Genomic DNA, 25,828 nt, shown 5'->3' on the forward strand with positions numbered 1-25,828 from the left:
GATTACTTGCAATCTGGATTTCAGTTTTAAGCTACTCGGATGACAGAGAAAGGGCTACTTGCATGACATGAAAAGGAGCACCGAGCAGATCACTTCTTCACAAGGATCTTATCAGCAACACGCATATCAATTATGCTCCAATTGCTAAAAGTAAAGTCGGTTGTATTTTGCAAGTGGCTTAAATAATCCCATGAGCTATAAGGATTATCTTCAGGCAATTTTACTGTGGCACTGTCATCGAGTATGATATTCCATCTTCTATTGCCTACATAAACACAAGAAGAAATATGATCACTTAATTGAGTTTTCCTCTCTAGTATATATTTAATGAATTTTAGGCTTGATAACGAATTTTGTCCTTTAATTATAACAAGGTTATCTATCTGGTAATCATCTACGATTACTTTACCTTCAGAGTCAATTACTGAAGTTCTGTTATCATCTTTCCAAAGAGCAAAAGGTTTGTGTTCATTTACATCAATGCGTAAGGTGTTGGGTAAAATCCTATAAATTCTTACATGTTTTATCCATTCGCTTACAGATTGTATATTATCTGTTAGTTTTGAGAGTGATACATACATGATAGGTTGTGTTCTATCTACTAAACTTAGAATGTCCTGTTCATTTGTAAATTTGTTTCCAGTAACGGTTACTTTGTCGATTGAAAATCCATTGCTAATTAATAAGTTCGATAAGCGATTGTTACACCAAGTAAAGTAGTAATTGAATCGATTTGTTATTTTGTCAAGTGAACTATAAAGTACTAATGTGAGAAAAAGTGCAGTGATAATAACAAGAGCGCACTTGCGCAAAAAACTTCTTTGGCTTCTAGTAACATTGTTCAACATCGGCTTGATCTCTAATATTCCTGTGGTGTAAACTGTCTTCGACAATAATTTTGACTAATTCATTAAAATCAATTCCTCTTGTCAATTTTGCAATTTCTGGTACTAACGACAATTCAGTAAAGCCAGGATGTGTATTAACCTCAAGCATTTTTAAAGTGTTATTTTGGGGATTATAACGGAAGTCTGAGCGGGAAACAGTTTTACATCCTAAAAATTGATGAACTTTTAACGCGTGTTCCAAGGTTATTCTATATATGTTGTTAGGAATTTCAGCAGGAAATATATGTTCTGCAAATCCATCTGTATACTTTGCTTCATAATCATAGAATTTATTTTTCGGTCGTATTTCCATAGTGCCAATTGCTTCATTCAGTAATACAGCAGTATGTAACTCTATACCCGGTATGTATTCTTCTATGATCATCTTTTCCATTATAGTAGAACTATTATTTTTCAGCTCTAAGTAATCCTCATGTGAGAAAATCATGTGTACTCCAATGCTTGAGCCTTCGTTAATCGGTTTTAAGACGTACGGATAATCAACTTTAATATCATTTTTTAGCACATCTTCTCGACTAATTACATAGCCTCTTGGAGTGTCGATATTAAGAGAATGGAATATATGCTTTGACATCACTTTATTCATAGCAACAGCCGAAGCCATAACTTCTGAGTGTGTATATTTTATACCTAAAATCTCCAGTAAACCTTGAATACAGCCATCTTCACCATAAGGTCCATGTAGAGCAATAAAAGCAAGAGCGGGATTAGTTTTTTTAAGCTTTTGAGCAATGTTGCTATCAACATCTATTTCTATTGCATTATATGAAAGGCTATCAAGCGCCTTCTTTACTGCTTTTCCGCTCATAAGCGATATTTCTCTTTCGCAAGAAAATCCACCACTTAAAATTGCTATATTTGGAACCATAAGCACCCTAATATTTTGCTATATATCATATATAAAAGATACTTTTATCTTCAATAGAAAAAACGCTTTGAAAAATTCCACAGCTGTACAGATATTGAAACTTGCAGATGGTTTCATGCAAACTGGTTCCTTTATGATCAGACACCAGATTGCAAGTAAAACTGGAAGATCTTTTTCAGTAATATTCTTTAAAAATTTAATTTTGTAATCCGCTTGATTTCCACTTTACATCTTTGTAATCAACTGTTTCTACACCTTCAATGTCATATTGATCAGCAACTACAGATAGTTCCATTTCATGATCTATTAAATAGTCTTTCTGCTAATTCTTGAGTGGGCTGCTTAGTAAACTCAACTAGCTTAGCAAAATGCTGTAAGGTTTTTTTACTGAAAGATACATTAGCGTTTGCCGTGAGTTTTACCAAAGTTCATGAGTAATTGTACAATATTTTCCTGAAATTTTCAATAAAGTAAACTTATCTGGAAAGTAATTATGCTGATATAAATATTACAATTTTATTAACACATAAATGCTACCGTGGCGTTAGTTTTTTAATTTAGGAGTATATTATGGTTATACCTACACAAAACTCGAATTCATTAACGTTTCAGGCACGTAACCTATCTCATATTTGCCACAAAAACTGTGAAGAGGCGTTCAATGAAACAGACAAACCTCTATGCAAGGCTAGATGTGACGTTTTCTTTCCAGTGCCTGAACCTCGTTCACAAATTAGTGAGAAATTAATAGATATTGCAAACAATCTCCGTTTTGAGAGTGCACAATTATCGTCTATGGCAGATGAAATAGACGCTTACAATTCAATGTCTATTTAATCAAAAAAATGTAAGTCTATTTTTGTACTCTATGACCCTAAATTTTCATCAAAATAAGCTGTCTTATCCCTTTTTTCTTTATACTCTTCTGCTGTATCTAGGGGTTGCTTTTTAGCTGTAATGTTTGGCCATTTTTGCGAATATTCTACGTTTATATTGTAAAATGATTTAAAGATTTTTTGTTCATTATTCAGTAAGCCTTCATCTAACTCTAGAATATCTTTTATGGAATCATCAGTTACAATTGCATCTACTGGACATTCAGGTATACACACTCCACAATCAATACACCCATCTGGGTTAATCACGAGCATATTTTTACCTTCATAAAAGCAGTCAACGGGACATACTTCCACACAGTCTGTATATTTACATTTTATGCATTTATCTGTAACAAAATGCGTCATAAAACACTGTATATTTACATTATCTTGGGTACACTAAATTGATAAGAAATTCAAGCCTTTTATGAAGATAAATAAATTAAATAACGAAGAATTAGAAATATGGCTAAGCTTGGCTAGAACTGTGGGACCAGTAAAGTTCTTTAGTATACTTAGAGCATGTGGGTCGCTATATGAAGTGCTTAAATATCTTAATAAGTTGACTAACAAGGATTATGGAATTCAAAATGCACGAGAAGAAATTAAGAATGCAGAAAAAATTGGAGCTAAAATAACACCAGCATGTGATCCAGATTACCCTGACATTTTAAGGAATATCTCTGGTTTTCCTCCTGTAATAACTACACTTGGTGATGTATCATTATTAAGTCGTGAGATAATTGCAATAATCGGTGGACGTAATTCTTCAATGAATGGAAGAAATTTTGCCAATAAGTTGGCACTCGATTTAAGCCAAGCTGGTTTCATCATAATTTCTGGGCTTGCAAGAGGGATTGATACTGCAGCAAACAGTGTAATATACAAAAATTACCCCACTATTGCTGTTACAGCAAGCGGAATTGACGTAGTATACCCAAGAGAAAATTTTGATCTATACAAAAAAAATACTGAAAATGGCGGATTAGTAATGACTAAGCTTCCATTTGCTACTAAACCAAAACCTCAGTATTTTCCTCAAAGGAATCGAATTATATCTGGTCTATCGCTGGGTGTTGTAGTGATTGAAGCATCGAAACGTTCTGGCTCTCTAATAACAGCAGATTTTGCTTTAAATCAAGGGAGAGAGGTATTTGCAGTTTCTGGTTTCCCTCTAGATTCACGCTGTAGTGGTAGTAATTATTTAATTAAAAACGGTGCTAAGCTTATCGAATCCGCTGATGACATAATAGAGAGTATTAGGTTTAGTTTACCTCCGCAGCAAAAAAAAACTATTTAATGTTGAGCACTATGCTGTTAACCAAAAACAAGAAAAATTGCAACAGGCAAAATATGTTATAGTTGATCATATTAACTCTGTACCTGTTGATATAGATGAACTTATATTAGCAAGCGGACTTTCTGCCAACATAGCTCTAATGGCTCTTTTAGAACTAGAGTTGGAAAACAAAATAGAGCGTTCTCCGGGGAATAAAATGTCATTAATTTTCTAGATTGCTTTAGTTATAAGTCCACAACCGTACAAACATTATGGTTTGAGTCCACCAAGAAAGATGTCATTCCAGCGTGTGACGCTGGCTTTCCGTAATCTCACTAAAAACGTTGTATTTTTACATAACTTTTATACTTATACCAATTCCCGCTATACAAGCAACGAATAGAAAATAATGGAAAAAAGCCATACTGAAGTAAGTAAAATAGCGAGGTTTAGATGGCATTAAGATCAAAATTATTGGATGAAAAAGTGGTGAAATCAGCAAAAGAGATGCTGAAGAGAGTAAGAAATAATGCGTATGTTGCAAAAAAACTAAATGCTGTAATTGCAGCAAAAAAGCACAGTATAACAGCTGTAGCAAAAATATGTTGCATTTCGAGAAAGGCAATTACTACATGGATAAAGCACATAAAATTTGGAAGAGAAGAAAAATTATTTGCTCCACCTCAACGCCGTAGAAAAACTATATTGAACCAAAGTCAACTTGAACGAATTGAGTTGTGGATAGAGGAAAACCCCAATATTATACCAAATTCCATTACTAATCGAACAAATAAGAAACATTACAAACTCGTTTAATAGTAGCACTGGAAATACTGACAATAAAACTACACAGAACATCTTCAAGTAAGCCTATGGTATCGTAGACTCTGTTGCGTAAAGTATTGTGTTTGATATATTGCCACAACCTCTCAACAGGATTCAGTTCTGGTGAATAAGGAGGCAAGTATATAATGGTAATGTTTTTCTGAATTTTCAAACTTTTTGATCTATGCCAGCCTGCACAATCCATTACAAGAAAGGCTTTTTTCGTGCCTAAATCTTTCGACATCTGCTCCAGAAATATATTCATACAATCAGTGTTTACATATGGAGCAAGTAGGCTAATTTTCTTACCACTTCTTGGATTTACCGCACTGTAGATATAGAAATTTTGTCTACCAATTTTCATTTTAACCTGCGTTCTGACCCCTTTTTTAAACCATCCGTGTCCGATTTTTGAATGAGTTCCAAATCGTGATTCATCAAAAAAATACCTCCTTTTCAGGGTGGGAATTGACTATTTTATTGAAGTATTTTTTAAACTCTTCTTGCTTGTTTTTATCTTGTTTATGGTGAATTGGCCTCGGTGTTATATAAGAAAACTTCATCCTTTGTATCTCACGATGCACTGTTGATTTGCTAATGTTTAGGCCAAATTCCTCTGAGATTTTTATTTGCACTTCCTTAATAGTAATATTTGGATTTCTTTCTACCCATATTTCAATTTGCTCACGTTGATTTTTGTTTAATTTGCTTTTTCTTCGCCGCTGAGAAGGGGAAAATAATTTTTCTACTCTACCAAATTTTAGATGCTTTATCCATTCAGTCAAAGCAGTCCTTGAAATTTTACATATTCTTGCCACAGCGCTTATACTACTTTCTTTTCCTGCTATCACCGCTTGTAACTTTTTTGAAACATATGCGTTATTTCTGACCTTTTTTAACATTTCTTTCGCCAAATTTACAACTTTTTCGTCTAACAGTTTTGACCTTAATGCCATTTATACCTCTCTATTTTATCTACTCTAGTATCACTTCTTTCCCATTATTGTCTATCTGTTCTTTACATAGTGGGAATTGGTATTACTATTAGAGAAATGAGAATAAGAATCCAAGAAAGATTTGGTTTGAATATCAGAAAATCCGCAATACATCGTAATATGCAAAGAATGAAATTCTCATATATCACACCAAGACCAGTTCATAGTGGACAAGATAAAAACAAGCAAGAGGAGTTTAAAAAAAACCTCAATGAAACTATTGTCATGCATTCTGAAAAAGAGCTATTTTTCTTCGATGAATCACGGTTTGGTACACATTCAAAAGTTGGACATGGGTGGTTTAAAAAAGGCAGTAGGACACAGGTTAAGGTAAAATTAGGTAGGGAAAATTTTTATCTCTATAGTACAGTTAATCCCAGAAATGGAGAGAATTTTAGCTTATTTGCACCAAACGTCAACACTGATTGTATAAATATATTCCTTGAACAGATGTCGCAATATTTAGGAATACGAAAGGCTTTTCTCTTGATGGATTGCGCTAGTTGGCATAAGTCAAAAAATTTAAAGGCACCTAAAAATATCGAAATTATATACCTACCACCATACTCACCTGAACTCAATCCTGTTGAGAGGTTTTGGTTATATATAAAACAGAACATTTTACGCAATAAAATCTACAATACAATTGTTCTGCTTGAATGCGCTTTGTGTAAATTTATTACCTCTCTTTCCCCTTCCACGGTTAAACAACTCTGCTATGCTTCTTATTTGGTTCATTAATAATGAGAATTGGTATAACAAGTTTCAAACCGCGGTTAAACAACTCTTGGAAAAGCTCTTTTTTAATATAGCCTTTATCACCAAACAAAAGACCGGTTAATTTCTTAGTTAGGTTTGCTACAGGCTCTCTATCGTCAACATTACCTCTTGTAAGCGTAAAAGCTTGAATTTCACCTTTCTCGTTAATTATCAAATGTAGTTTAAAGCCGAAAAACCAGCCATATGTACTCTTGCTTAATTTTGCAATTCCAGCAAAAACCTTATTTCTTGATATTCTTTTTGCATGGCAAACTGCAATAGGAGTTGTATCTATGTATGAGATTCCAGTAAGTTCTGACCATCCGCAAAGGCACTGTAATAGCATGGCTAAATGCCACAAAACCCTGGGCTTTAGAGCAACAAACCTAGTGTATGAAGGCAACTTCGAAAACTCTGATTTGTAGAGCAATGTTAGGTAATGCAGGTAGAAAGCCTTAAAATTTTCACAGGGAGATTGCTGATACAGGAGGATTATTGTGATAATTTCCGAATGTGTAATTTCTGGCACTCTTGTGGGTTTTTACCGTTTGGCAGTAGTTTATCTGCAAAATTTTTCTCTATATCTCTGCAAAAATCATCGACCAGACAAAACAGTTTTGTTATATCTTCCATGGGTAACCTCATCTATTTTTTTCTATTTGTTGAGTTTACCCTACTCTCCTGACTTTTCTATTCTCTTTTTAATCCAGAATTAGCGTTAGCAGAGCAGTCTATTTCTCCATCGCAAGCAAGAGATTATGCCTTAAGTATTACAGACAGCTTCGAAAAGATATTAGCTAAAAGCTCCGAATGTGCAATATCAAAGATGGACTTTTATTGGTTTAATAAGTTATTTAGGTCTATAGAAGGTAGTGTGATTAGCGGTCAGTACTCTAAAGTGCCCAGAATATTGCATGAATCTGCTAAGAATATTTGTAACAATCCAAGTGAAAAGTTTTTTAGCGATTTGGAAAGAAACATAGAAAAAATGCTTAATGACATGGTTAAAGAGAATTCTCTGAGTTTAGAGAAAAGATCTACTACACCTTTGTCTTCACTCAGCAATATTGCTATAGAACCTGTAAATAGAAGAAGAGCTATAGGTTAAGCAGCAAAATGGTTTAACTTTTCGTAGACTACTCAAGTGCTTTATATTATGGAATAAAATAAGATAGAAACTAAAAATATTACTTTTGAAGTTTTTTGATTTCATCTATAGAAAGTCCGGTTATTTCAGCTATAACATCTATAGACATACCAGCCTTAAGTGATTTTTTGGCCACTGCTACTTTAGCTTTCATTTCACCCTCTTCTCTACCTCTTTCCTCGCCGATTTGAATACCTTCTTGTCTACCTTCATGTTTAGCATCATCAAGTTTTTGAGCAAGGACAGCCTGTTCATCACGAATACGCTTGATCTCTTGTTCATAGGCAATAAATTCTTTTTCTGACCAGTTGAACCTATTGAGTTCTTCATATGCTCTTTTAATTATTAGATCACTTCCTATTATTCTTTCTAACTCTTCTTCACTAGTTTCATCTGCATATCTAAAAAAGTAGACCCATTTTTCAACTATACTTGAAAGCTGATCTTCTTTGGTTTTTGGAAATTTAGGCAGCTCAATAAATACAAAATAAAAATCTTTTAGATCATGTTCATTAGTATCTTCATCCCGAATGGTGTGTTTTGATTTATACTCAGCCTTATCCGGAAATAGTATACAATCTGCTATAGCAATAAAGATAATTTCCTTAAGGTCATGGTATTGATCACCTTTATCCGCTTGTCTTGAGTAAGCTTTAGCTGCGTAGTATTGGGCACGTTTTTCAAAGCCTTTGGTTTTAGCGACCTGCATCTCAATTATCCATTGCACTCCTGTAGAATCTCTACATAGCACATCAACAATACTTTGCTTTTTAGATGCAATATCAGGATCTTGAATAGTACTTAAAAACTCTATATCCTGTATTGCATTTTTGCCAGTAAAGCTCAAAATATCATTTAGAAAGTGAATGAGGATATCTTTATTCTTTTCAGTACCAAAGATACGCCGAAACGCAACATCATTTTTTGGATCGAGAAACTTAGAAAGAGCCATGAGAAAGTAAGATAAAAAGCATTAATAATTATACGCAATTCTGAAGAAATATTCAACAATTAAACGTAATGTTAACCCGTATAATATTTATGACAAATATCTCGATAAGGTATCAGATAGAACACAAAGTAAGAAGCTGGAGGTTAAAGAGAAAATATACTCTGAAAGATTTAGCAGGCAAAGTAAACATAAACTATCATACGCTGCTAAGATATGAGCAAGGAGCATGTGGCATTCCAATTGGGAAGTTAAAAATATTAGCAGATGCATTATCAGTTCCTATTAGAAATCTATTTCCCAAACGAAAGGTGCTAAAAGAAAGTAGTTGTTTCGACAAAGCTATAGTATTTTCTAAAATGAATGATAAATTACCATTATGGTATTACCAACCAAAAGTTGTAAGTCTGTACATTTATACATCAGAGGTCTGAGGCGGCTTTTGATGGTATGCCAACAGTGTTCTATGGGATTCAAATCTCACTTTTACCCACAAGTATAAAAAGCAAGTAAGATAGAGAAAAATATACTTAAGATGAGGTAAAAATGTGTGAAGTAAATAGAAATGTACAATGTGCTGATGGCTTAGGAGATAAATGGCTAGAAAAAGAGTTGAGACATGTTAATCTGGGAGATGTAAGGCTTAATACAAGACTTATTAAAACAAGCTATTTAATAGAGAATAAGGCGTCTGGGTCAATTAGTCAAAGCTGTGTAGGATGGAAAGAAGCTAAAGGTGCATACAGATTATTTAGCAATGAGAAGCTTGAAGCTAAGGAAATTTATTCTTCCCATTATAAAGAAACTATGGAAAGGATAAAAGGAAATGAGCTGGTATTTTCAGTTCAAGATACAAGTTATTTGGATTTTGACTCTCATATAAAGACTAAGGGTCTAGGTAGTATTTCTAAAGCCTATACAAAATATAAAAAGGGTTTGTTATTGCACAGTAACTTAATGGTTAACAAAGACGGATTACCTTTAGGGCTATCTTCTCAACAGTGTTGGGCACGTTCTATCAGGGAAGAAACAGCCCAAGAAAAAGCAAACAGGAAATACCGTACTGCTATAAAGGAGAAAGAAAGCTATAAGTGGATAGCGGCACTAAAAGAAACCCTAAATAACCTCGCAGAAGGTGTACAGCTTGTTACTATTGGTGATAGGGAAGCAGATATTTTTAAGTTTTTATGGACTGTTGAATCATTGGACAGTTTTTATGTAATCCGCAACCGAACTAATAGGAAATTCATCTGTATTGAAGGGGGAAAAACGGATTTGCAAACACGTATAACTCAACTGCCTGTAAAAAAGGAAATTGTCTTGAATGTTGCTGAAAATAAATACCAGATCTCAAGAAAAGCTAACATTGAAGTCAGGTATATGAAAGGCTATATACCTATCAGATCTCCTTACATTTATGGATCGAAAGATACAGAGCATAAAATAAGTGATAAAATCGCTATATATGTAGTAAGTGCCAAAGAAACAAATCCTCCTGAAAGAGTAGAAGCTATTGATTGGACTTTGCTGACTAATATACCAGTTAATAGCACTTTAGATGCTATAGAAAGGATAAATTGGTATAAGCTAAGATGGAAAATCGAGGAGTATTTTAGGATTTTAAAATCAGGATGTAAGGTAGAAAGCTCTCGTTTAGCTACAAAAGAAAGATTAGAGAAATTAATCGCTATAAAGAGCATTATTGCATTTAATATTTTATATTTAACAAAAATCGCTTTATCGAATCCTATGGAGGTTTGTACTAAGGTTTTAAGTAATGAAGAGTGGAAAACCCTTTACATACGTGAGCATAAAGTAGCCAAATTGCCAGAAGAACCTCCAAACATAAAACAAGCTATTATTTGGTTAGGAAAATTAGGTGGATTTATGAATAGAAAAAGTGATAATTTACCAGGAACTATGACTCTATGGCGTGGTTATGAAAACCTCAGGGAAAGCATGGTTATGCTTCGCATAATGACCTCTCAAAGTTGTGGGTAAAAGTGAGATTTGAATCCCATAGAACACTGTTGGCATACCATCAAAAGCCGCCTCAGACCTCTAATGTATAAATGTATAGACTTACAACTTTTGGTTGGTAATACCATAATGGAAATTTATCATTCATTTTAGAAAATACTATAGTATATTTTCTCTTGGTTTAGCTAAGGGTTTTATGGGTTTTTTAAATTTTGCCCATAAAACCCCTTTCATGATTAAAAATACACTAAATCTTGGTTTTCACATGTTTCATCTCGTTCAGCAGAAAACAATAAGTCTGCACTCTCATTCAAACTATTTGCAGCAGTCTTTAAAACCTCAGATTTTGCTTCTATAAGTTCGCATTCAATCTTGTCTATTCTTGCATCCAAATCCCTATGTGCATTTTCGATTAACTTATTCATTTCATATTCTAGAAATTTGCTTGATTTTTCACTTTGTTCAGTGAGGAAATCACCTATTTTGCTTGTGATTTCAGGTTTGATAAGACTTTCAATTTTTTCTTCAGTGTATTTTTTTACTGCTTCTTCTACCTGAGTTTTTATTTCTGGCTTTAGCAAATCTGCAACTTCTGGTCCTACTTTTTTCACTGCTTTTTCAGCTGCATTTTTTGCTGCTTTTTCAGCGTTTGCTTCTACTGACTTTACTGTCTTATCAATTGAAGTCGATATTTTTTTTTTCTATTTGATTAGCTTTTTCGGTAGCTATTTTGTTAGCTTTCTCTTCAGCTAAAGTTAGCATTTTTCCTTCTATTTTTTTACTTCATCTTGAGCTGCTTTTCTAGCTTCTAGTTTTAAATCGTTACCCATTTTAGATATTATACCAAATTCCATTACTAATCGAACAAATAAGAAACATTACAAACTCGTTTAATAGTAGCACTGGAAATACTGACAATAAAATTACACAGAACATCTTCAAGTAAGCCTATGGTATCGTAGACTCTGTTGCGTAAAGTATTGTGTTTGATATATTGCCACAACCTCTCAACAGGATTCAGTTCTGGTGAATAAGGAGGCAAGTATATAATGGTAATGTTTTTCTGAATTTTCAAACTTTTTGATCTATGCCAGCCTGCACAATCCATTACAAGAAAGGCTTTTTTCGTGCCTAAATCTTTCGACATCTGCTCCAGAAATATATTTATACAATCAGTGTTTACATATGGAGCAAGTAGGCTAATTTTCTTACCACTTCTTGGATTTACCGCACTGTAGATATAGAAATTTTGTCTACCAATTTTCATTTAACCTGCGTTCTGACCCCTTTTTTAAACCATCCGTGTCCGATTTTTGAATGAGTTCCAAATCGTGATTCATCAAAAAAATACCTCCTTTTCAGGGTGGGAATTGACTATTTTATTGAAGTATTTTTTAAACTCTTCTTGCTTGTTTTTATCTTGTTTATGGTGAATTGGCCTCGGTGTTATATAAGAAAACTTCATCCTTTGTATCTCACGATGCACTGTTGATTTGCTAATGTTTAGGCCAAATTCCTCTGAGATTTTTATTTGCACTTCCTTAATAGTAATATTTGGATTTCTTTCTACCCATATTTCAATTTGCTCACGTTGATTTTTGTTTAATTTGCTTTTTCTTCGCCGCTGAGAAGGGGAAAATAATTTTTCTACTCTACCAAATTTTAGATGCTTTATCCATTCAGTCAAAGCAGTCCTTGAAATTTTACATATTCTTGCCACAGCGCTTATACTACTTTCTTTTCCTGCTATCACCGCTTGTAACTTTTTTGAAACATATGCGTTATTTCTGACCTTTTTTAACATTTCTTTCGCCAAATTTACAACTTTTTCGTCTAACAGTTTTGACCTTAATGCCATTTATACCTCTCTATTTTATCTACTCTAGTATCACTTCTTTCCCATTATTGTCTATCTGTTCTTTACATAGTGGGAATTGGTATAAGATGCTGGAATGGTCTATTTTTGAGATTTTATCAATAAATTGCTGCCTATCTTCTTGATTGCGCTCTTGATATAGTGTGACTTTTTTTTAAAGTAATTTTTACCTGTTTTAGTCTATACCAAATTGAATTTATTCCAAATCCAAGATTTTGTTTCATCTCTGCCAGAGTATGATCTGGATTCTTTGTAACATATTCTTCGAGTATTTTTGGGTCTATTTTTCGAATAAAGCTACCGTTTTTAGATGGCTTTAGGCTTTCACCAGCAGCTTTCTTTTTTAACCAGCGGTACAGCGTTGCTATTCCTATCTCCATGAGCTCTGCTATCTCAACCTTTGTCTTCCCTTTTTCTATCATCAATACTGCCTTTTCCCTTAAATCCACACTATATGCCATTATAACTCAAATACTTTATTATACCTTTATCATTTACTTTAGGAAATACTATAGTGTTTCGATTGAAAGAACTTGCTCGAAAGGGAGTGTTAAATAAACTGTATCAAACCTCCATTTTATCAATTTATTACTTTACTTCTCGGTTTGACACAGTTTATTTAACACTCCCCAACATTCTATCGGGATGCCAGTGTCAGCTACTTGCATGACATCCTCTTGCTTCTATAGGTGTCTTTATCTCGTCTACTTTATTTTGCCACACAGATACAATGGTTTCACATGCACTTGGTAGGCTATCTATTTTGACAAAGAAGGACTACCAACACCTTCGGCGTTTGCATCACTAAACTTACTTGCTACTTTATCATTAGTCCAAATGAGTGGCGTAACAACGAGCGTAGCAGCCCAAATAACAGCACTAACAACATCACTCAAAACTGTGTTAACAAATTTAGATAATGCACTACTATGGTCCCATGTCTCACGTGACAACATGGATGAATAATCTATGAACGATTTTGTGTTACGCTTAAGATCAAAACTATCTACTACTTTCGCTAATCCTTTTGCCGGCCAGTATGGCAAATACGCCAATGCTAGATATAAAGGTTGCAGAACTACACTAGCTAACGCAAAAGTAGTAGTCTGAATCATAGAAGGATTTTGGTAACTACCAAGAGCTACATTTTTCACTGGCCAAACAACACTGTTGATAAGGTAAACGAATTTATAGAAACTATTTTGTGGAATTTTGTTACATCCAACACTTTTGGTAGGAACATCTCCGAATTTAACATATTTCTTAAAATTACTATATGAACTTGGAATATTAACCCTCTAAAAATAAAAAAATAGTTACCTTGTCGGTATAGATTATTTTAGAATAACTGCAACAAACATCACTAAATTATCTGTTGCGCAAAAGCACATATTACCATACCATCGAAAATAAAGAGGTCAACATGAGTTTTACTTTACCTGAGCTGCCATATGATAAAGCAGCTTTAGAACCTTACATATCTGCAAATACATTGAATTTTCATTATGATAAGCACCATAAGGGATATTTAAATAAACTCAACGAACTGGTTGGAAACACAGATTATCAACATATGGAAATTGAGGAATTAGTAGCGAAAGTTCATGGAAATAATAATACAGTTCCTATTTTTAACAATGTAGCACAAGTTTGGAATCACACTTTTTATTGGAATTCAATGAAAAAAAATGGTGGTGGTAAACCTAAAGATGATGGTCTTCTAGCAAAAAAAATTCAAGATGATATCGGTGGCTTTGACAAATTTTGTGAAGAATTTTCACATTATGGAGTAAGCCAATTTGGTAGTGGATGGGTGTGGTTAGTGCTTGAAAAAGGAAAACTCAAAATCACTAAAACTCCAAATGCGGATCTACCGCTAATTTATGGCCAAGTGCCACTACTTACTATGGATGTATGGGAGCATGCATACTATTTGGATTGCCAAAATCGCAGAATTGACTACATAAAAGTTTTTCTTGATCATTTGATCAATTGGAATTTTGTAGAAGAGAATTTAAAGAAGAATATATAAGATGAATATACCACAAGTAACAAAACTAGATAATGGTCTGCGCATAATAACTGAGAGAGTGCATGAAGTTGATTCCGTAGCTTTAAATATACGAGTTGGTGTTGGCAGTAGAGCTGAAAGTGCAAGTCAAAATGGAATATCTCATTTCCTAGAGCACATGGCTTTCAAAGGAACAAAGACAAGAACTGCTTTTGAAATTGCAAAAGCTTTTGACGACATAGGTGGAGCCTTCAATGCCTGCACCGGTAGAGAAAGCACCAGTTATTATGCAAAGGTTCTTAAAAAAGATATAAAAACTGGCATTGATATATTAATAGATATATTAATAAATTCTACATTTCCAGAGGATGAATTGGAACGCGAAAAGGGTGTTGTGATACAAGAGATTTTTCAAACTAATGATTCACCGAACGATATCATTTTTGATAAGTATTTTGAAGCAGCTTATAAAGATCAACCATTTGGTAGGTCAATCTTGGGTACGCAAGATACTGTCAAATCTTTTACTCGAGCTAATCTAGATAACTACATAAATGAGCATTACTTTGGCGAGAACATTATATTTGCTGTTGCAGGAGATGTTGAACATGAGGAGGTTGTTCAATTAATCAAAGACTTTCTCTCAAAGATTCATTCAAAAGAGCTGAAAAAAAGCGAGAATGCAAGTTATACCGGTGGTGAGTATTTAGAACATCGTAAATTAGATCAAGTACATTTATTAATTGGTCTACCTAGTGTTTCTCGTGATGATAATAGATATCACACATTCAAAGTTCTTGATGCCATACTGGGAAGTGGCATGTCATCACGCCTGTTTCAGGAAGTAAGAGAAAAGCAGGGGCTTGCTTATTCCATTTACTCATTCAACTCTAGCTATGCTGATACAGGAATGCTTTCGATTTTTGCTGGTACAGATAGCAGTAATCTAGATAAGCTTTTGAAAGCTATAACGACAGAGTTGAAGAAATTGTCTACAGATGATTTAAAGGAAGAAGAAGTAAATAGAGTAAAAGAACGAGTAAAATCTCAAATTTTAATGTCACGAGAAAGTGTTAGCTCACGCGCTGAAACATTAGGCCACTATTACGGCAACTATAATAAATACATCAGTAAAAACGAATTAATAGAAAAAATTAGTGCTGTTACTATTTGCGATATAAAAAAAGCAGCAGAAGAATTGCTATCTCAGCATGAAAAAATTACTTTAGCTGCGATTGGAGAAATTAATTCACTGCCAAGTTACGATAAAGTGGTTTCTATACTTAGTGTACTTTAGTTATGTTGCTTATGCTCACTAAAAAGTTCAATGAATGGTTGCAAAATCCTTTCTATAAAAAGTTTGCTTTCTGGTCCATCGTGTATACCACTAATCATTTTATTGAAAGTTTTTTCGCTGTTTTGTAAAAATAAATAGCTTTCTACTGATTGCACAATAGACAAGGCAATTAAAATTCCTCCTGTCACTAAACAAGAAGCTATAGCAGGTACAGTACCCACTGCAATTCCAATTGCGATCAGTGATAAACCAGCTAAGAGTGTAAAGGCTGAAACGCAAAACGCTATTTGATGTTTTTCTTTATTTTTAACCATAAATGCCTCACAAAATTATACTTCTAGTATGTCCGTATATATACGGTACTGTCAAGTTTTTAAAGAAGATTAAAAAATGCAACGCACATGTGCAAAATATGAACTAGGTATATAATTCACAATGCAGCGGTATTTCACTAATCCAATTATTTTTTTCCTGATCTAGCCTATCATTCAATATTGCTTGTCTTATTGATTCCATCAACTTATTCATGAAGAAAACATTGTGAATGGTAACGAGTGTGTAAGCCAGCAATTCCTTCGCTTTTAGTAAATGGTGTATATAGGCTCTTGAATGTTTTCTGCAAGTAAAGCACAAACAGTCATTTTCAATCGGGTTATCATCTAGTTCGAATCGTTGATTTCGCAAATTAATATGCTCTTTACGCTTTGAAGAAATAGAATCTCTGTTTTTTACTTTAACAAGTGCGCCACCATGTCTTGCGAGGCGAGTTGGATGCACACAATCAAATGTGTCAACACCAAGCTCTACTCCACGAAAAATGTCCACAATTCCACCGATACCAAGCAAATGAGTAGGCCTCTCTTTTTTTAAACGTTCCATAGTAAAGGAAACTACGTTATACATCTGCTCTTTACTCTGACCAAGCGATCCACCTATTGCTTGACCAAAAAATGGCAAATTGTTGATAAAGTCACAACTTTCTGCACGTAAATCTTGATACACTCCGCCTTGGCTAATTCCATACAGCGCCTGTTTGCCATCATTATTTTTTTCAAACTCATTTAAAGAACGTTCAGCCCATCTATGGCTCATGAGCATTGATTTTCTTGTGTATTCTTTACTGACATGGAATGGAGTACATTCATCTAAAACTAGGATTAAATCTGCACCTAATTTTTGTTGAATTTGTATAGACTTTTCAGGAGTGAGACAATAAGTTTTACCATTTATGTAAGAACGAAAAATTGCCCCATCTTCGTTAATTTTGATCAGAGTTTTTTGCTTCTGTCTTATTCCCTTTATTTCTTCCGAAACTGACCCGTGCCCTAAACTAAATATCTGGTATCCACCAGAATCAGTGAGCATTGGTCCACTCCATCCCATCATCTTGTGCAAGCCACCAAGTTTTGCCACAGTATCCTCTCCAGGTTGAAGCATTAGGTGATAAGTGTTGGAAAGTATTATCTGAGTACCTGCTTCTCTGATTCTTTCGATATCTGCAGCTTTAATGGCAGCTTTGGTTGCACAAAATATAAATGCTGGTGTTTCTATGTTTCCATTTGGAGTTTTAATTGTGCCAACTCTTGCAGAACCTGATTGCTTGGTTATTCTAAACGAAAACTTTTCCATCTATTTGCTTGAAAGCTCTGCTATGATATTTTCCACTTTTTCAGGAGTGAGTTTTTCATAAAAGTCATTATTGATCTGCACCACAGGGGCATTAACGCATGCACCAAGACATTCAACTTCCTTTAAAGTAAATAGATTATCTTTAGTAGTTTCACCGATATTGATTCCTAGTTTCTTTTTAAAGGTATTTAACACTTCTTCGCTATTGCACAACCAGCAAGGAGTTGTTCTACAAATTTGTATGAGATATTTACCTACTGGTTTTAAATTATACATGGTGTAAAAATTTGCCACTTCATATACACGAATATGTGGAATATGAAGCATGTCAGCAACGCAGCGCATGGCAGATTCAGGAACCCATCCGCATTGTTCTTGAACCAGGTATAGTAAAGGCATGACGGCACTACCTTCTCTACCTTTAGGATACATCTCTATAGACTTTTTCGCTTTTCTGAGATTGTCTGATGTAAAACTAAACTGTTCTTCTTTCTCTTTCATCTAATAAAGTTCGTGTAAATCTCAACAAATTATACTTGAAGAGTTAACAATTGCAATTGTTGGTTTTTTGAGCTCTACAATATTATATCTGTAGAGTGGTATTGCTCGTGCACTCAATTTGTGAATTCTTTACTGCTACTCATTTTCCATATTTCGCTTTGCAGATTATAAAGGTATTAATTTCTTAATTTTAGTTAAAATTTTATTGACGTTACATATAGAAATAATCATAATAGCGTTTTATTAAAATTTTAAATATAATTATGTCTATATTAAGTAGATTATTTAGAGTTAATACAACTACACTGAAAGTTAAAGAAGCGATAGGTTTTAACCCAGTAAACGTAGGGTTGATTGAAGGAAATGGAGTTACTTATGGACTCATACCAATTCCCGCTATACAAGCAACGAATAGAAAATAATGGAAAAAAGCCATACTGAAGTAAGTAAAATAGCGAGGTTTAGATGGCATTAAGATCAAAATTATTGGATGAAAAAGTGGTGAAATCAGCAAAAGAGATGCTGAAGAGAGTAAGAAATAATGCGTATGTTGCAAAAAAACTAAATGCTGTAATTGCAGCAAAAAAGCACAGTATAACAGCTGTAGCAAAAATATGTTGCATTTCGAGAAAGGCAATTACTACATGGATAAAGCACATAAAATTTGGAAGAGAAGAAAAATTATTTGCTCCACCTCAACGCCGTAGAAAAACTATATTGAACCAAAGTCAACTTGAACGAATTGAGTTGTGGATAGAGGAAAACCCCAATATTACTATTAGAGAAATGAGAATAAGAATCCAAGAAAGATTTGGTTTGAATATCAGAAAATCCGCAATACATCGTAATATGCAAAGAATGAAATTCTCATATATCACACCAAGACCAGTTCATAGTGGACAAGATAAAAACAAGCAAGAGGAGTTTAAAAAAAAACCTCAATGAAACTATTGTCATGCATTCTGAAAAAGAGCTATTTTTCTTCGATGAATCACGGTTTGGTACACATTCGAAAGTTGGACATGGGTGGTTTAAAAAAGGCAGTAGGACACAGGTTAAGGTAAAATTAGGTAGGGAAAATTTTTATCTCTATAGTACAGTTAATCCCAGAAATGGAGAGAATTTTAGCTTATTTGCACCAAACGTCAACACTGATTGTATAAATATATTCCTTGAACAGATGTCGCAATATTTAGGAATACGAAAGGCTTTTCTCTTGATGGATTGCGCTAGTTGGCATAAGTCAAAAAATTTAAAGGCACCTAAAAATATCGAAATTATATACCTACCACCATACTCACCTGAACTCAATCCTGTTGAGAGGTTTTGGTTATATATAAAACAGAACATTTTACGCAATAAAATCTACGATACAATTGTTCTGCTTGAATGCGCTTTGTGTAAATTTATTACCTCTCTTTCCCCTTCCACGGTTAAACAACTCTGCTATGCTTCTTATTTGGTTCATTAATAATGAGAATTGGTATAACAAGTTTCAAACCGCGGTTAAACAACTCTTGGAAAAGCTCTTTTTTAATATAGCCTTTATCACCAAACAAAAGACCGGTTAATTTCTTAGTTAGGTTTGCTACAGGCTCTCTATCGTCAACATTACCTCTTGTAAGCGTAAAAGCTTGAATTTCACCTTTCTCGTTAATTATCAAATGTAGTTTAAAGCCGAAAAACCAGCCATATGTACTCTTGCTTAATTTTGCAATTCCAGCAAAAACCTTATTTCTTGATATTCTTTTTGCATGGCAAACTGCAATAGGAGTTGTATCTATGTATGAGATTCCAGTAAGTTCTGACCATCCGCAAAGGCACTGTAATAGCATGGCTAAATGCCACAAAACCCTGGGCTTTAGAGCAACAAACCTAGTGTATGAAGGCAACTTCGAAAACTCTGATTTGTAGAGCAATGTTAGGTAATGCAGGTAGAAAGCCTTAAAATTTTCACAGGGAGATTGCTGATACAGGAGGATTATTGTGATAATTTCCGAATGTGTAATTTCTGGCACTCTTGTGGGTTTTTACCGTTTGGCAGTAGTTTATCTGCAAAATTTTTCTCTATATCTCTGCAAAAATCATCGACCAGACAAAACAGTTTTGTTATATCTTCCATGGGTAACCTCATCTATTTTTTTCTATTTGTTGAGTTTACCCTACTCTCCTGACTTTTCTATTCTCTTTTTAATCCAGAATTAGCGTTTATACTACTTTCTTTTCCTGCTATCACCGCTTGTAACTTTTTTGAAACATATGCGTTATTTCTGACCTTTTTTAACATTTCTTTCGCCAAATTTACAACTTTTTCGTCTAACAGTTTTGACCTTAATGCTATTTATACCTCTCTATTTTATCTACTCTAGTATCACTTCTTTCCCATTATTGTCTATCTGTTCTTTACATAGTGGGAATTGGTATAAGATGCTGGAATGGTCTATTTTTGAGATTTTATCAATAAATTGCTGCCTATCTTCTTGATTGCGCTCTTGATATAGTGTGACTTTTTTTTAAAGTAATTTTTACCTGTTTTAGTCTATACCAAATTGAATTTATTCCAAATCCAAGATTTTGTTTCATCTCTGCCAGAGTATGATCTGGATTCTTTGTAACATATTCTTCGAGTATTTTTGGGCCTATTTTTCGAATAAAGCTACCGTTTTTAGATGGCTTTAGGCTTTCATTAGGCTTTCACCAGCAGCTTTCTTTTTTAACCAGCGGTACAGCGTTGCTATTCCTATCTCCATGAGCTCTGCTATCTCAACCTTTGTCTTCCCTTTTTCTATCATCAATACTGCCTTTTCCCTTAAATCCACACTATATGCCATTATAACTCAAATACTTTATTATACCTTTATCATTTACTTTAGGAAATACTATAGAATGATAGTAGAGCATAAAATTCGTGAAATTAAGGTTTTTAAAATCATGTCGCATACCTATCGCAATTTTCAGAAAACATGAGATTTTACATAATTGCTGGTCTGGTAAACCTCAAACATGAGTTTTAATTGATCCTGCTGTTGACCTAACTCATGCTTCAATTAATTCCATACCTTTTCGCAGTAGGTCTATATTCTTTTTATTTCATTTCTCTCAAATTCTCAAACACATAGGGCTTTTTATGTTAAGTAAAGCTACTCAAAAAGTGTCTAAATTAGGCATTTTTAGCTATTTTACATAACGCAACAGAGAAGAAGTTCGAAAAGTATGGTAAGGTCCACCAATCCACCACAACAAACCACTTACCATCTTCAACACATAATCAAGAAAATCCTTCAAAAACAGAGAACTTTAAGCCAGAACAAATAGAGAATTCTACCTCAATTATTTTTCATAAAAACTCTCTACTTTTACATAATTCATTAACAATGTTCTCTGTTTCTCTACAATATAGGGTATTTTTCAACAATTTAGAGATACTCATAGAGTAAACAAGTAAATAAAAGAATTTAATTTGACAGTAGAGAGAGGTGTGTTTTTAAAATGTTTTAATTGTTGATAACCAAAACAGAGATTTTACTGTGATTTTTAAATCAAATTGTACTCCTTAAAAGCTATAAATTTTGTTGCACTGGAAAGTGTTCTGTGTAATATTACATGACTGGTATTGTTAAAGAAGCCTAACAATTTCCTAAATGATTCTTTTGAAGTTGTTATAAAACAGAGAAGGTAAAACATGCTTACTAAGAAACAATTGCAAGAAATAAGTAAAGAAAAAAGACTTAATCCAGTACACGGTAACATTTATCAGTTAAAGTTGTTAATGCTATTTCTTTACCGTGGTGTTTCTAATCAGTATTCCTTTCTTCTAGCTACGGAAGTAAAAGAAGCTGGAAAGTTTGATGATCTGGTATTTCAGTATATTGAAGATGGTAAAATAAAGTATCGTCTATTGCAGGCAAAACATAAATTAGATGAATCTAAGAAGATTACATTAGATGATTTACTTGGAAAAAATGACAATAACTATAATTTAGCCAAATATTTCTTTTCTTACAGAGATGCTAAGAAGAGTAAGTTGTTTCAAGATGGTATAATAGAAAACGTAATAATATGTACTAACATTGGCTTAGATTTGCTAGACCTAAAAAGAAATGGAATAGAGGTTAAAAATATAGAAGGTCTTGATTGTGTTCTTGATATTAAGAATAGCGCAAGTAAAAGATATGGCTTTAATCAAGGACTTATTTCAAAGTTAAAGCCAATACTGGACAAAAACTTGAAACATGGTAATCTAATTAGTGACGAAGAAATACAAGACTTCCTCAACCACTTAGTATTTGCAATAAATCAACCTAACGAAGAAGAGCTAGGCAAAATTATCAAAGATGAAATAGGTGAAGACTTAGATTTAGTCACAACAGAGAATACATATAATAAATTCTTTATAACAATGTTAAGGTGGCTACAGGGAAAGGAAAGAGGAAGGTTTTTATCATATGAAGAAGGAAAAGAGTTTTTTGAAGAAGCAAAAAGAGGACTGCCTATCTTATTTAACGTCAGAGATCCAGTAAGTTCTTTTACCGGAAGAATTGAACAGCTAGATAATTTACATAAAGCAATGATGGATGGTGGCCGTGCTATAGTATCACAATCTGTTTCAATAAGTGGTCTTGGTGGAGTAGGAAAAAGCGAGTTAGCGAGGAAATACATTAGAGAGTACAGCCAAGATTATGATAACAAGGTTATATGGATAAATGCTGAAAATCAAAACACTCTTTCAGAGTCTTTTCGTAGATTGGCATGTGATAAGTTAGGAATTAGTCTAAAAAATAGAGATGGAAAAGAAAAAGATATAAAGTCTATAGTTGAAGATGTATATAGGTTCTTTTCTAAGGGAAAGAGTCTTTTTGTTTTTGATAATGCTGAGAAATATAGAAGTCAAAGAGAAGATGATGATGGAATAGATAAGTTTTTACCTTCTTTACCAGAGAATATGAATAAGCCACATATTTTGGTAACATCACGTAATAAAATATGGCCACAAAATGTAAAGTTGCTTGAATTGGATGTATTCACTCTAAAAGAAGCAATTGAGTTTATTCAAAAAGCTTTAAAACTAGAAAATAATGAGCAACAGCAAGATGTAATAAAGTTAGCAGAAAGGCTTCAATACCTTCCTTTAGCATTACAGCAAGCGGTAGCATATATAAAAGTAAAGAACGAAGAATTAAAAAACTTAGGTTCAGGATTTAGTGTTGATGATTACCTAAAGAGATATGAAGAGAAAACGAGAGAATTGCTTGATTTTCAGTTTCCGGAGGATAGTGATAACACCTATACTAAAACAGCTCTTGCCGCTTGGAAAATTACTTTAGACAGTATAAAGCAGATAGAAAATGGAGATAAAGCGATAGAAATTATGAATATAATCGCTTATTTTGCACCTGATAACATTTCGACAAAAATGTTTTTTAGCTTAATAAGCAATAAAGAAGATCTAGGGTCTGCTATTAAATTACTAAAGCAATATTCAATGGTAAGCTCAAGTCATGAGCGAACAGCATTAAATGTTCATAGGTTGGTGCAGCAAGTAACAAGAATAAACTTGAAGGAACAAGAATTAGAAGTTTTAAATAAGACTTTGAGATTATTGACAGATGATGTAATTCAAAGTAACGTTAATCATGCTTTATATGTTTGGAATTACGCAAGTAAATATGATAAACTAGTAAGAGGATTTAGCAAACTGCCATACAAAGTTGTTATTGCGTTAAGTGCTGATGCTAGATATGAAGAGGGTTGTTTCTTTGGAGGGCAGGCGTTCAAATTGTTATCTAGAAAACTAGGATCTGATCATCTAGATACTTTAACCACTCTCTATCATAAAGCCACAGTACTTTTGCAGCACAGTAAATACAATGAAGCCCTACTTGACTATAACGAGACTTATAATAAAAGAAAGAGTATTTTAGGTCCTGATCACCCAGACACTTTGACCACCTTAAATGATATAGGTTTAGTATTTGAAAAGCAAGGTAAACATGATAAAGCTCTTTCTATACATGACGATGTGTGCAAAAGAAGAAGAGATATTTTAGGCCCTGATCATCCGCATACCTTGGTCTCTCTACATAACACTGCTTTTACACTTGAAAGCACAGGTAAATATGATGAGGCTCTTCTGCTATATAAAAAAGTTTATAACAAAAAGAAAAATATTCTGGGTTCTGATCACGAGTCTACTTTAACTACTCTCAATAGTATTGCGGGTATACTTTTAGATAAAGGCAAACATGACAAAGCTCTTTATTTGTATACAGAAATCTATGATAAAAAAAAGAATATTTTAGGTCATAATCACCCAGACACTTTGATTATTCAAAGTAACATCGGCCTTGTACTTTCTAGACAACGTAAATATGATAAAGCTCTACAGGCTTATCAAGAGGTTCTTAATATTCAAAAAAGACCAGATGTTTTAGGTTCAGAGCATCCAAACACTTTAACTACTCAACATAATATAGCAGGACTGCTCTTTGATCAACGTAAATACGATGAGGCCCTTAGAGCCTTTAATGAGGTTTACAACAAGAGAAAAAATATTTTAGGTCCTGATCACCCAGATACCTTAACCACCAAGCAAACTATTGAAGTGTTAAAGACACTGACTACAAATGTTGATTTTCAAACACATAAAGGTGGTTTTAGTAGAAGAGAAGATGACCGTATAACATTACATTCTGCTATTAATGATGATGATATAAAAGCTGTAATCTCTTTGTTAGACAAGGGAGCTGATATTACTCAAGTTACTGCTGAAAAGGGTAATACAGTATTACATATATCTAGCTCCAAAGGTAACAATGAAATTATTAAACTATTATTAGAATATGCTAGACAACTTAGTCCTGCTAAGTTTAACTACTTCATAAATGTTAAAACAACTACCAAAGGTAGCACAGCGCTACATGTTGCTTCTGAGAGAGGCAACCTATATGCTGTGAGACTTCTATTGGAAAATGGTACAATATATAACACTCAAAATAAAGACAATAAAGCGCCTTTAGAACTTACTAAAGATAATGAGCTCAAAAAGCTATTTTATTTAGTAGAAAATCTCTTTGAATCTGTAAAGAGAGGAAATCATCAACAGGCTTTTAAATGTCTTAAGGAGGAAAAAGCAATTGTTAATGCAAGAGATAATGATGGAGGGGGAACTCCTCTATACTGGGCTGTTCATAATGGTCATATGAATACTGCACAGCTTCTTTTAGAAAACGGAGCTGATCCTACTTTAGTGACTAATAAAGGTAATACACCTTTACATATCGCTTCAAATAAAGGAAACACAAAAGCCGTTAAGATTTTACTAGCTCACGTAAAAAATAAATATTCTGATAAGTTAGGCCAATTTATTAATACACAAACAACTGCAGGTGAAACCTCAGCATTACATATTGCCTCTAATATAGAAGTTACTAGATCTCTGTTGCAATATGGTGCAGTTTATAACATCAAAAATAAGGAAGGTAAAACACCTCTTGATCTTGCTAAAAATGATGACATTAGAAAGTTACTAAGTTTCACTAATGAGCTTTTTGAAGGTGTAAAAAAAGGTAATCTTCAAATTATTAGCAAGCTACGTAGTTTGAAAGCAGATGATTTCATAGCAGTTACCAATGCTCGTAATTATCAAGGCCATACATTACTACAAGTTGCTATAGCCAGTAAACAAAGAGATATTGCAACTGAGTTGTCAAAAATGCTAAAAAACCTTGCACCGTCTAGCAGTATGGAAAGTGTAAATGTAGCTGGTCCAAGAAGCTGTGGAAACCTTCCTTTGTAAGGTACTAATATTAAATAACTATAAAATTTAGAGTAAAAATTATGAAATACAAAAAATGGTTAGAAATATTAAATGTAATAAATGCTGATAGTGAATTAAATTCAAGTAATGTCATTGAAAAAGTAAAAGAC

19 protein-coding genes and 9 pseudogenes are annotated in these 25,828 nt (G+C 33.6%); 11 read left to right on the forward strand and 17 right to left on the reverse strand.

The window, feature by feature from the left end:
- Positions 1-89: 89 nt before the first annotated feature.
- From O1Q06_RS02760 to O1Q06_RS02770, 3 genes are all read right to left on the reverse strand, one after another.
- Entirely contained in the window at positions 90-848 is a 759-nt protein-coding gene (locus O1Q06_RS02760) for a cell division protein FtsQ/DivIB (RefSeq protein ID WP_410542953.1), read from the reverse strand.
- Complete coding sequence (locus O1Q06_RS02765) at positions 829-1,782, reverse strand: D-alanine--D-alanine ligase (RefSeq protein WP_410542954.1); 954 nt, start codon at positions 1,780-1,782, stop codon at positions 829-831. Before O1Q06_RS02765 ends, O1Q06_RS02760 begins: the two co-directional genes overlap by 20 nt.
- Positions 1,783-2,642: 860 nt before the next feature.
- The gene (locus tag O1Q06_RS02770; protein WP_410542955.1) at positions 2,643-3,020 is read right to left on the reverse strand and encodes a ferredoxin family protein; all 378 of its coding nucleotides are present in this window, start codon (positions 3,018-3,020) and stop codon (positions 2,643-2,645) included.
- 61 nt (positions 3,021-3,081) lie between these two features.
- Between O1Q06_RS02770 and dprA the strand changes: the two are divergent.
- Both dprA and O1Q06_RS02780 read left to right on the forward strand, forming a co-directional pair.
- Positions 3,082-4,168: pseudogene (dprA, locus tag O1Q06_RS02775) on the forward strand (DNA-processing protein DprA).
- 218 nt (positions 4,169-4,386) lie between these two features.
- Positions 4,387-4,695: pseudogene (locus O1Q06_RS02780) on the forward strand (IS630 family transposase); the annotation flags it as partial.
- A 16-nt stretch (positions 4,696-4,711) separates the two neighbouring features.
- On the opposite strand, the gene O1Q06_RS02785 reads toward O1Q06_RS02780, so the two are convergent.
- Positions 4,712-5,714, reverse strand: a protein-coding gene (locus O1Q06_RS02785) for an IS630-like element ISWpi10 family transposase (RefSeq protein ID WP_410542208.1) whose coding sequence is annotated in 2 segments (ribosomal slippage) — positions 4,712-5,203 and positions 5,205-5,714 — 1,002 coding nt in all. Because the reading frame shifts where the segments join, the coding sequence is not laid out codon by codon here.
- 81 nt (positions 5,715-5,795) lie between these two features.
- On the opposite strand from O1Q06_RS02785, the pseudogene O1Q06_RS02790 reads away from it, so the two are divergent.
- Positions 5,796-6,494 (forward strand): annotated as a pseudogene (locus O1Q06_RS02790) (IS630 family transposase); the annotation flags it as partial.
- A 7-nt stretch (positions 6,495-6,501) separates the two neighbouring features.
- On the opposite strand, the pseudogene O1Q06_RS02795 reads toward O1Q06_RS02790, so the two are convergent.
- Positions 6,502-7,145: pseudogene (locus O1Q06_RS02795) on the reverse strand (IS982 family transposase); the annotation flags it as partial.
- Between the two features lie 193 nt (positions 7,146-7,338).
- Here O1Q06_RS02795 and O1Q06_RS02800 point away from each other — a divergent pair.
- Positions 7,339-7,620, forward strand: coding sequence for a hypothetical protein (locus O1Q06_RS02800; RefSeq protein ID WP_410542956.1), 282 nt, complete (start codon positions 7,339-7,341; stop codon positions 7,618-7,620).
- Between the two features lie 79 nt (positions 7,621-7,699).
- Here O1Q06_RS02800 and O1Q06_RS02805 read toward each other — a convergent pair whose 3' ends face one another.
- Entirely contained in the window at positions 7,700-8,611 is a 912-nt protein-coding gene (locus O1Q06_RS02805) for an Rpn family recombination-promoting nuclease/putative transposase (protein ID WP_410542957.1), read from the reverse strand.
- 89 nt (positions 8,612-8,700) lie between these two features.
- Here O1Q06_RS02805 and O1Q06_RS02810 point away from each other — a divergent pair, with 89 nt between their 5' ends.
- The gene (locus O1Q06_RS02810; protein ID WP_410542958.1) at positions 8,701-9,042 is read left to right on the forward strand and encodes a helix-turn-helix domain-containing protein; all 342 of its coding nucleotides are present in this window, start codon (positions 8,701-8,703) and stop codon (positions 9,040-9,042) included.
- A 112-nt stretch (positions 9,043-9,154) separates the two neighbouring features.
- Positions 9,155-10,609, forward strand: a complete 1,455-nt coding sequence (locus tag O1Q06_RS02815) for an IS4 family transposase (RefSeq protein ID WP_410542309.1) — start codon at positions 9,155-9,157, stop codon at positions 10,607-10,609.
- A gap of 215 nt (positions 10,610-10,824) precedes the next feature.
- Here O1Q06_RS02815 and O1Q06_RS02820 read toward each other — a convergent pair whose 3' ends face one another.
- The 4 genes and pseudogenes from O1Q06_RS02820 to O1Q06_RS02835 all read right to left on the reverse strand — a co-directional run bounded on the left by O1Q06_RS02820 (position 10,825) and on the right by O1Q06_RS02835 (position 13,579).
- Positions 10,825-11,199, reverse strand: a complete 375-nt coding sequence (locus O1Q06_RS02820; RefSeq protein ID WP_410542959.1) for a hypothetical protein — start codon at positions 11,197-11,199, stop codon at positions 10,825-10,827.
- 245 nt (positions 11,200-11,444) lie between these two features.
- Positions 11,445-12,446 (reverse strand): annotated as a pseudogene (locus tag O1Q06_RS02825) (IS630-like element ISWpi10 family transposase).
- Between the two features lie 131 nt (positions 12,447-12,577).
- On the reverse strand, positions 12,578-12,925 hold the full coding sequence (locus O1Q06_RS02830) for an IS630 transposase-related protein (RefSeq protein WP_410542358.1): 348 nt from the start codon (positions 12,923-12,925) through the stop codon (positions 12,578-12,580).
- 297 nt (positions 12,926-13,222) lie between these two features.
- Entirely contained in the window at positions 13,223-13,579 is a 357-nt protein-coding gene (locus O1Q06_RS02835) for a hypothetical protein (protein WP_410542960.1), read from the reverse strand.
- 308 nt (positions 13,580-13,887) lie between these two features.
- On the opposite strand from O1Q06_RS02835, the gene O1Q06_RS02840 reads away from it, so the two are divergent.
- Together O1Q06_RS02840 and O1Q06_RS02845 are read left to right on the forward strand one after the other, a co-directional pair.
- Positions 13,888-14,496, forward strand: coding sequence for a superoxide dismutase (locus tag O1Q06_RS02840; protein ID WP_410543140.1), 609 nt, complete (start codon positions 13,888-13,890; stop codon positions 14,494-14,496).
- Position 14,497: 1 nt separating this feature from the next.
- The gene (locus O1Q06_RS02845) at positions 14,498-15,772 is read left to right on the forward strand and encodes a M16 family metallopeptidase (protein WP_410542961.1); all 1,275 of its coding nucleotides are present in this window, start codon (positions 14,498-14,500) and stop codon (positions 15,770-15,772) included.
- Here the strand turns inward: O1Q06_RS02845 and O1Q06_RS02850 are convergent.
- The 3 genes from O1Q06_RS02850 to nuoE form a co-directional block, all read right to left on the reverse strand.
- On the reverse strand, positions 15,769-16,086 hold the full coding sequence (locus O1Q06_RS02850; RefSeq protein WP_410542962.1) for a hypothetical protein: 318 nt from the start codon (positions 16,084-16,086) through the stop codon (positions 15,769-15,771). The two genes, O1Q06_RS02845 and O1Q06_RS02850, sit on opposite strands and share 4 nt — an antisense overlap.
- A gap of 103 nt (positions 16,087-16,189) precedes the next feature.
- Positions 16,190-17,401 carry a tRNA guanosine(34) transglycosylase Tgt gene (tgt, locus tag O1Q06_RS02855; RefSeq protein ID WP_410542963.1) on the reverse strand — a complete coding sequence of 404 codons (1,212 nt, stop codon included), beginning with the start codon at positions 17,399-17,401 and terminating at the stop codon, positions 16,190-16,192.
- Positions 17,402-17,902, reverse strand: a complete 501-nt coding sequence (nuoE, locus tag O1Q06_RS02860; RefSeq protein WP_410542964.1) for an NADH-quinone oxidoreductase subunit NuoE — start codon at positions 17,900-17,902, stop codon at positions 17,402-17,404.
- A 465-nt stretch (positions 17,903-18,367) separates the two neighbouring features.
- Between nuoE and O1Q06_RS02865 the strand changes: the two genes are divergently transcribed.
- Positions 18,368-19,373, forward strand: a protein-coding gene (locus tag O1Q06_RS02865) for an IS630 family transposase (RefSeq protein ID WP_410542743.1) whose coding sequence is annotated in 2 segments (ribosomal slippage) — positions 18,368-18,829 and positions 18,831-19,373 — 1,005 coding nt in all. Because the reading frame shifts where the segments join, the coding sequence is not laid out codon by codon here.
- 7 nt (positions 19,374-19,380) lie between these two features.
- On the opposite strand, the pseudogene O1Q06_RS02870 reads toward O1Q06_RS02865, so the two are convergent.
- The 4 genes and pseudogenes from O1Q06_RS02870 to O1Q06_RS02885 all read right to left on the reverse strand — a co-directional run.
- Positions 19,381-20,024, reverse strand: a pseudogene (locus O1Q06_RS02870) (IS982 family transposase); the annotation flags it as partial.
- Positions 20,025-20,105: 81 nt separating this feature from the next.
- Positions 20,106-20,243, reverse strand: a pseudogene (locus tag O1Q06_RS02875) (IS630 family transposase); the annotation flags it as partial.
- 131 nt (positions 20,244-20,374) lie between these two features.
- A pseudogene (locus O1Q06_RS02880) lies at positions 20,375-20,563 on the reverse strand (IS630 transposase-related protein); the annotation flags it as partial.
- Between the two features lie 14 nt (positions 20,564-20,577).
- Positions 20,578-20,733, reverse strand: a complete 156-nt coding sequence (locus O1Q06_RS02885; protein ID WP_410542829.1) for an IS630 transposase-related protein — start codon at positions 20,731-20,733, stop codon at positions 20,578-20,580.
- Between the two features lie 52 nt (positions 20,734-20,785).
- Between O1Q06_RS02885 and O1Q06_RS02890 the strand changes: the two are divergent.
- Positions 20,786-20,916: pseudogene (locus tag O1Q06_RS02890) on the forward strand (IS5/IS1182 family transposase); the annotation flags it as partial.
- A 668-nt stretch (positions 20,917-21,584) separates the two neighbouring features.
- Complete coding sequence (gene fxsT, locus O1Q06_RS02895; RefSeq protein ID WP_410542965.1) at positions 21,585-25,697, forward strand: FxSxx-COOH system tetratricopeptide repeat protein; 4,113 nt, start codon at positions 21,585-21,587, stop codon at positions 25,695-25,697.
- Positions 25,698-25,828: the final 131 nt, after the last annotated feature.

The organism is Wolbachia endosymbiont of Tetranychus urticae (assembly GCF_046529255.1).
In the GTDB taxonomy this organism is placed as follows: domain Bacteria; phylum Pseudomonadota; class Alphaproteobacteria; order Rickettsiales; family Anaplasmataceae; genus Wolbachia.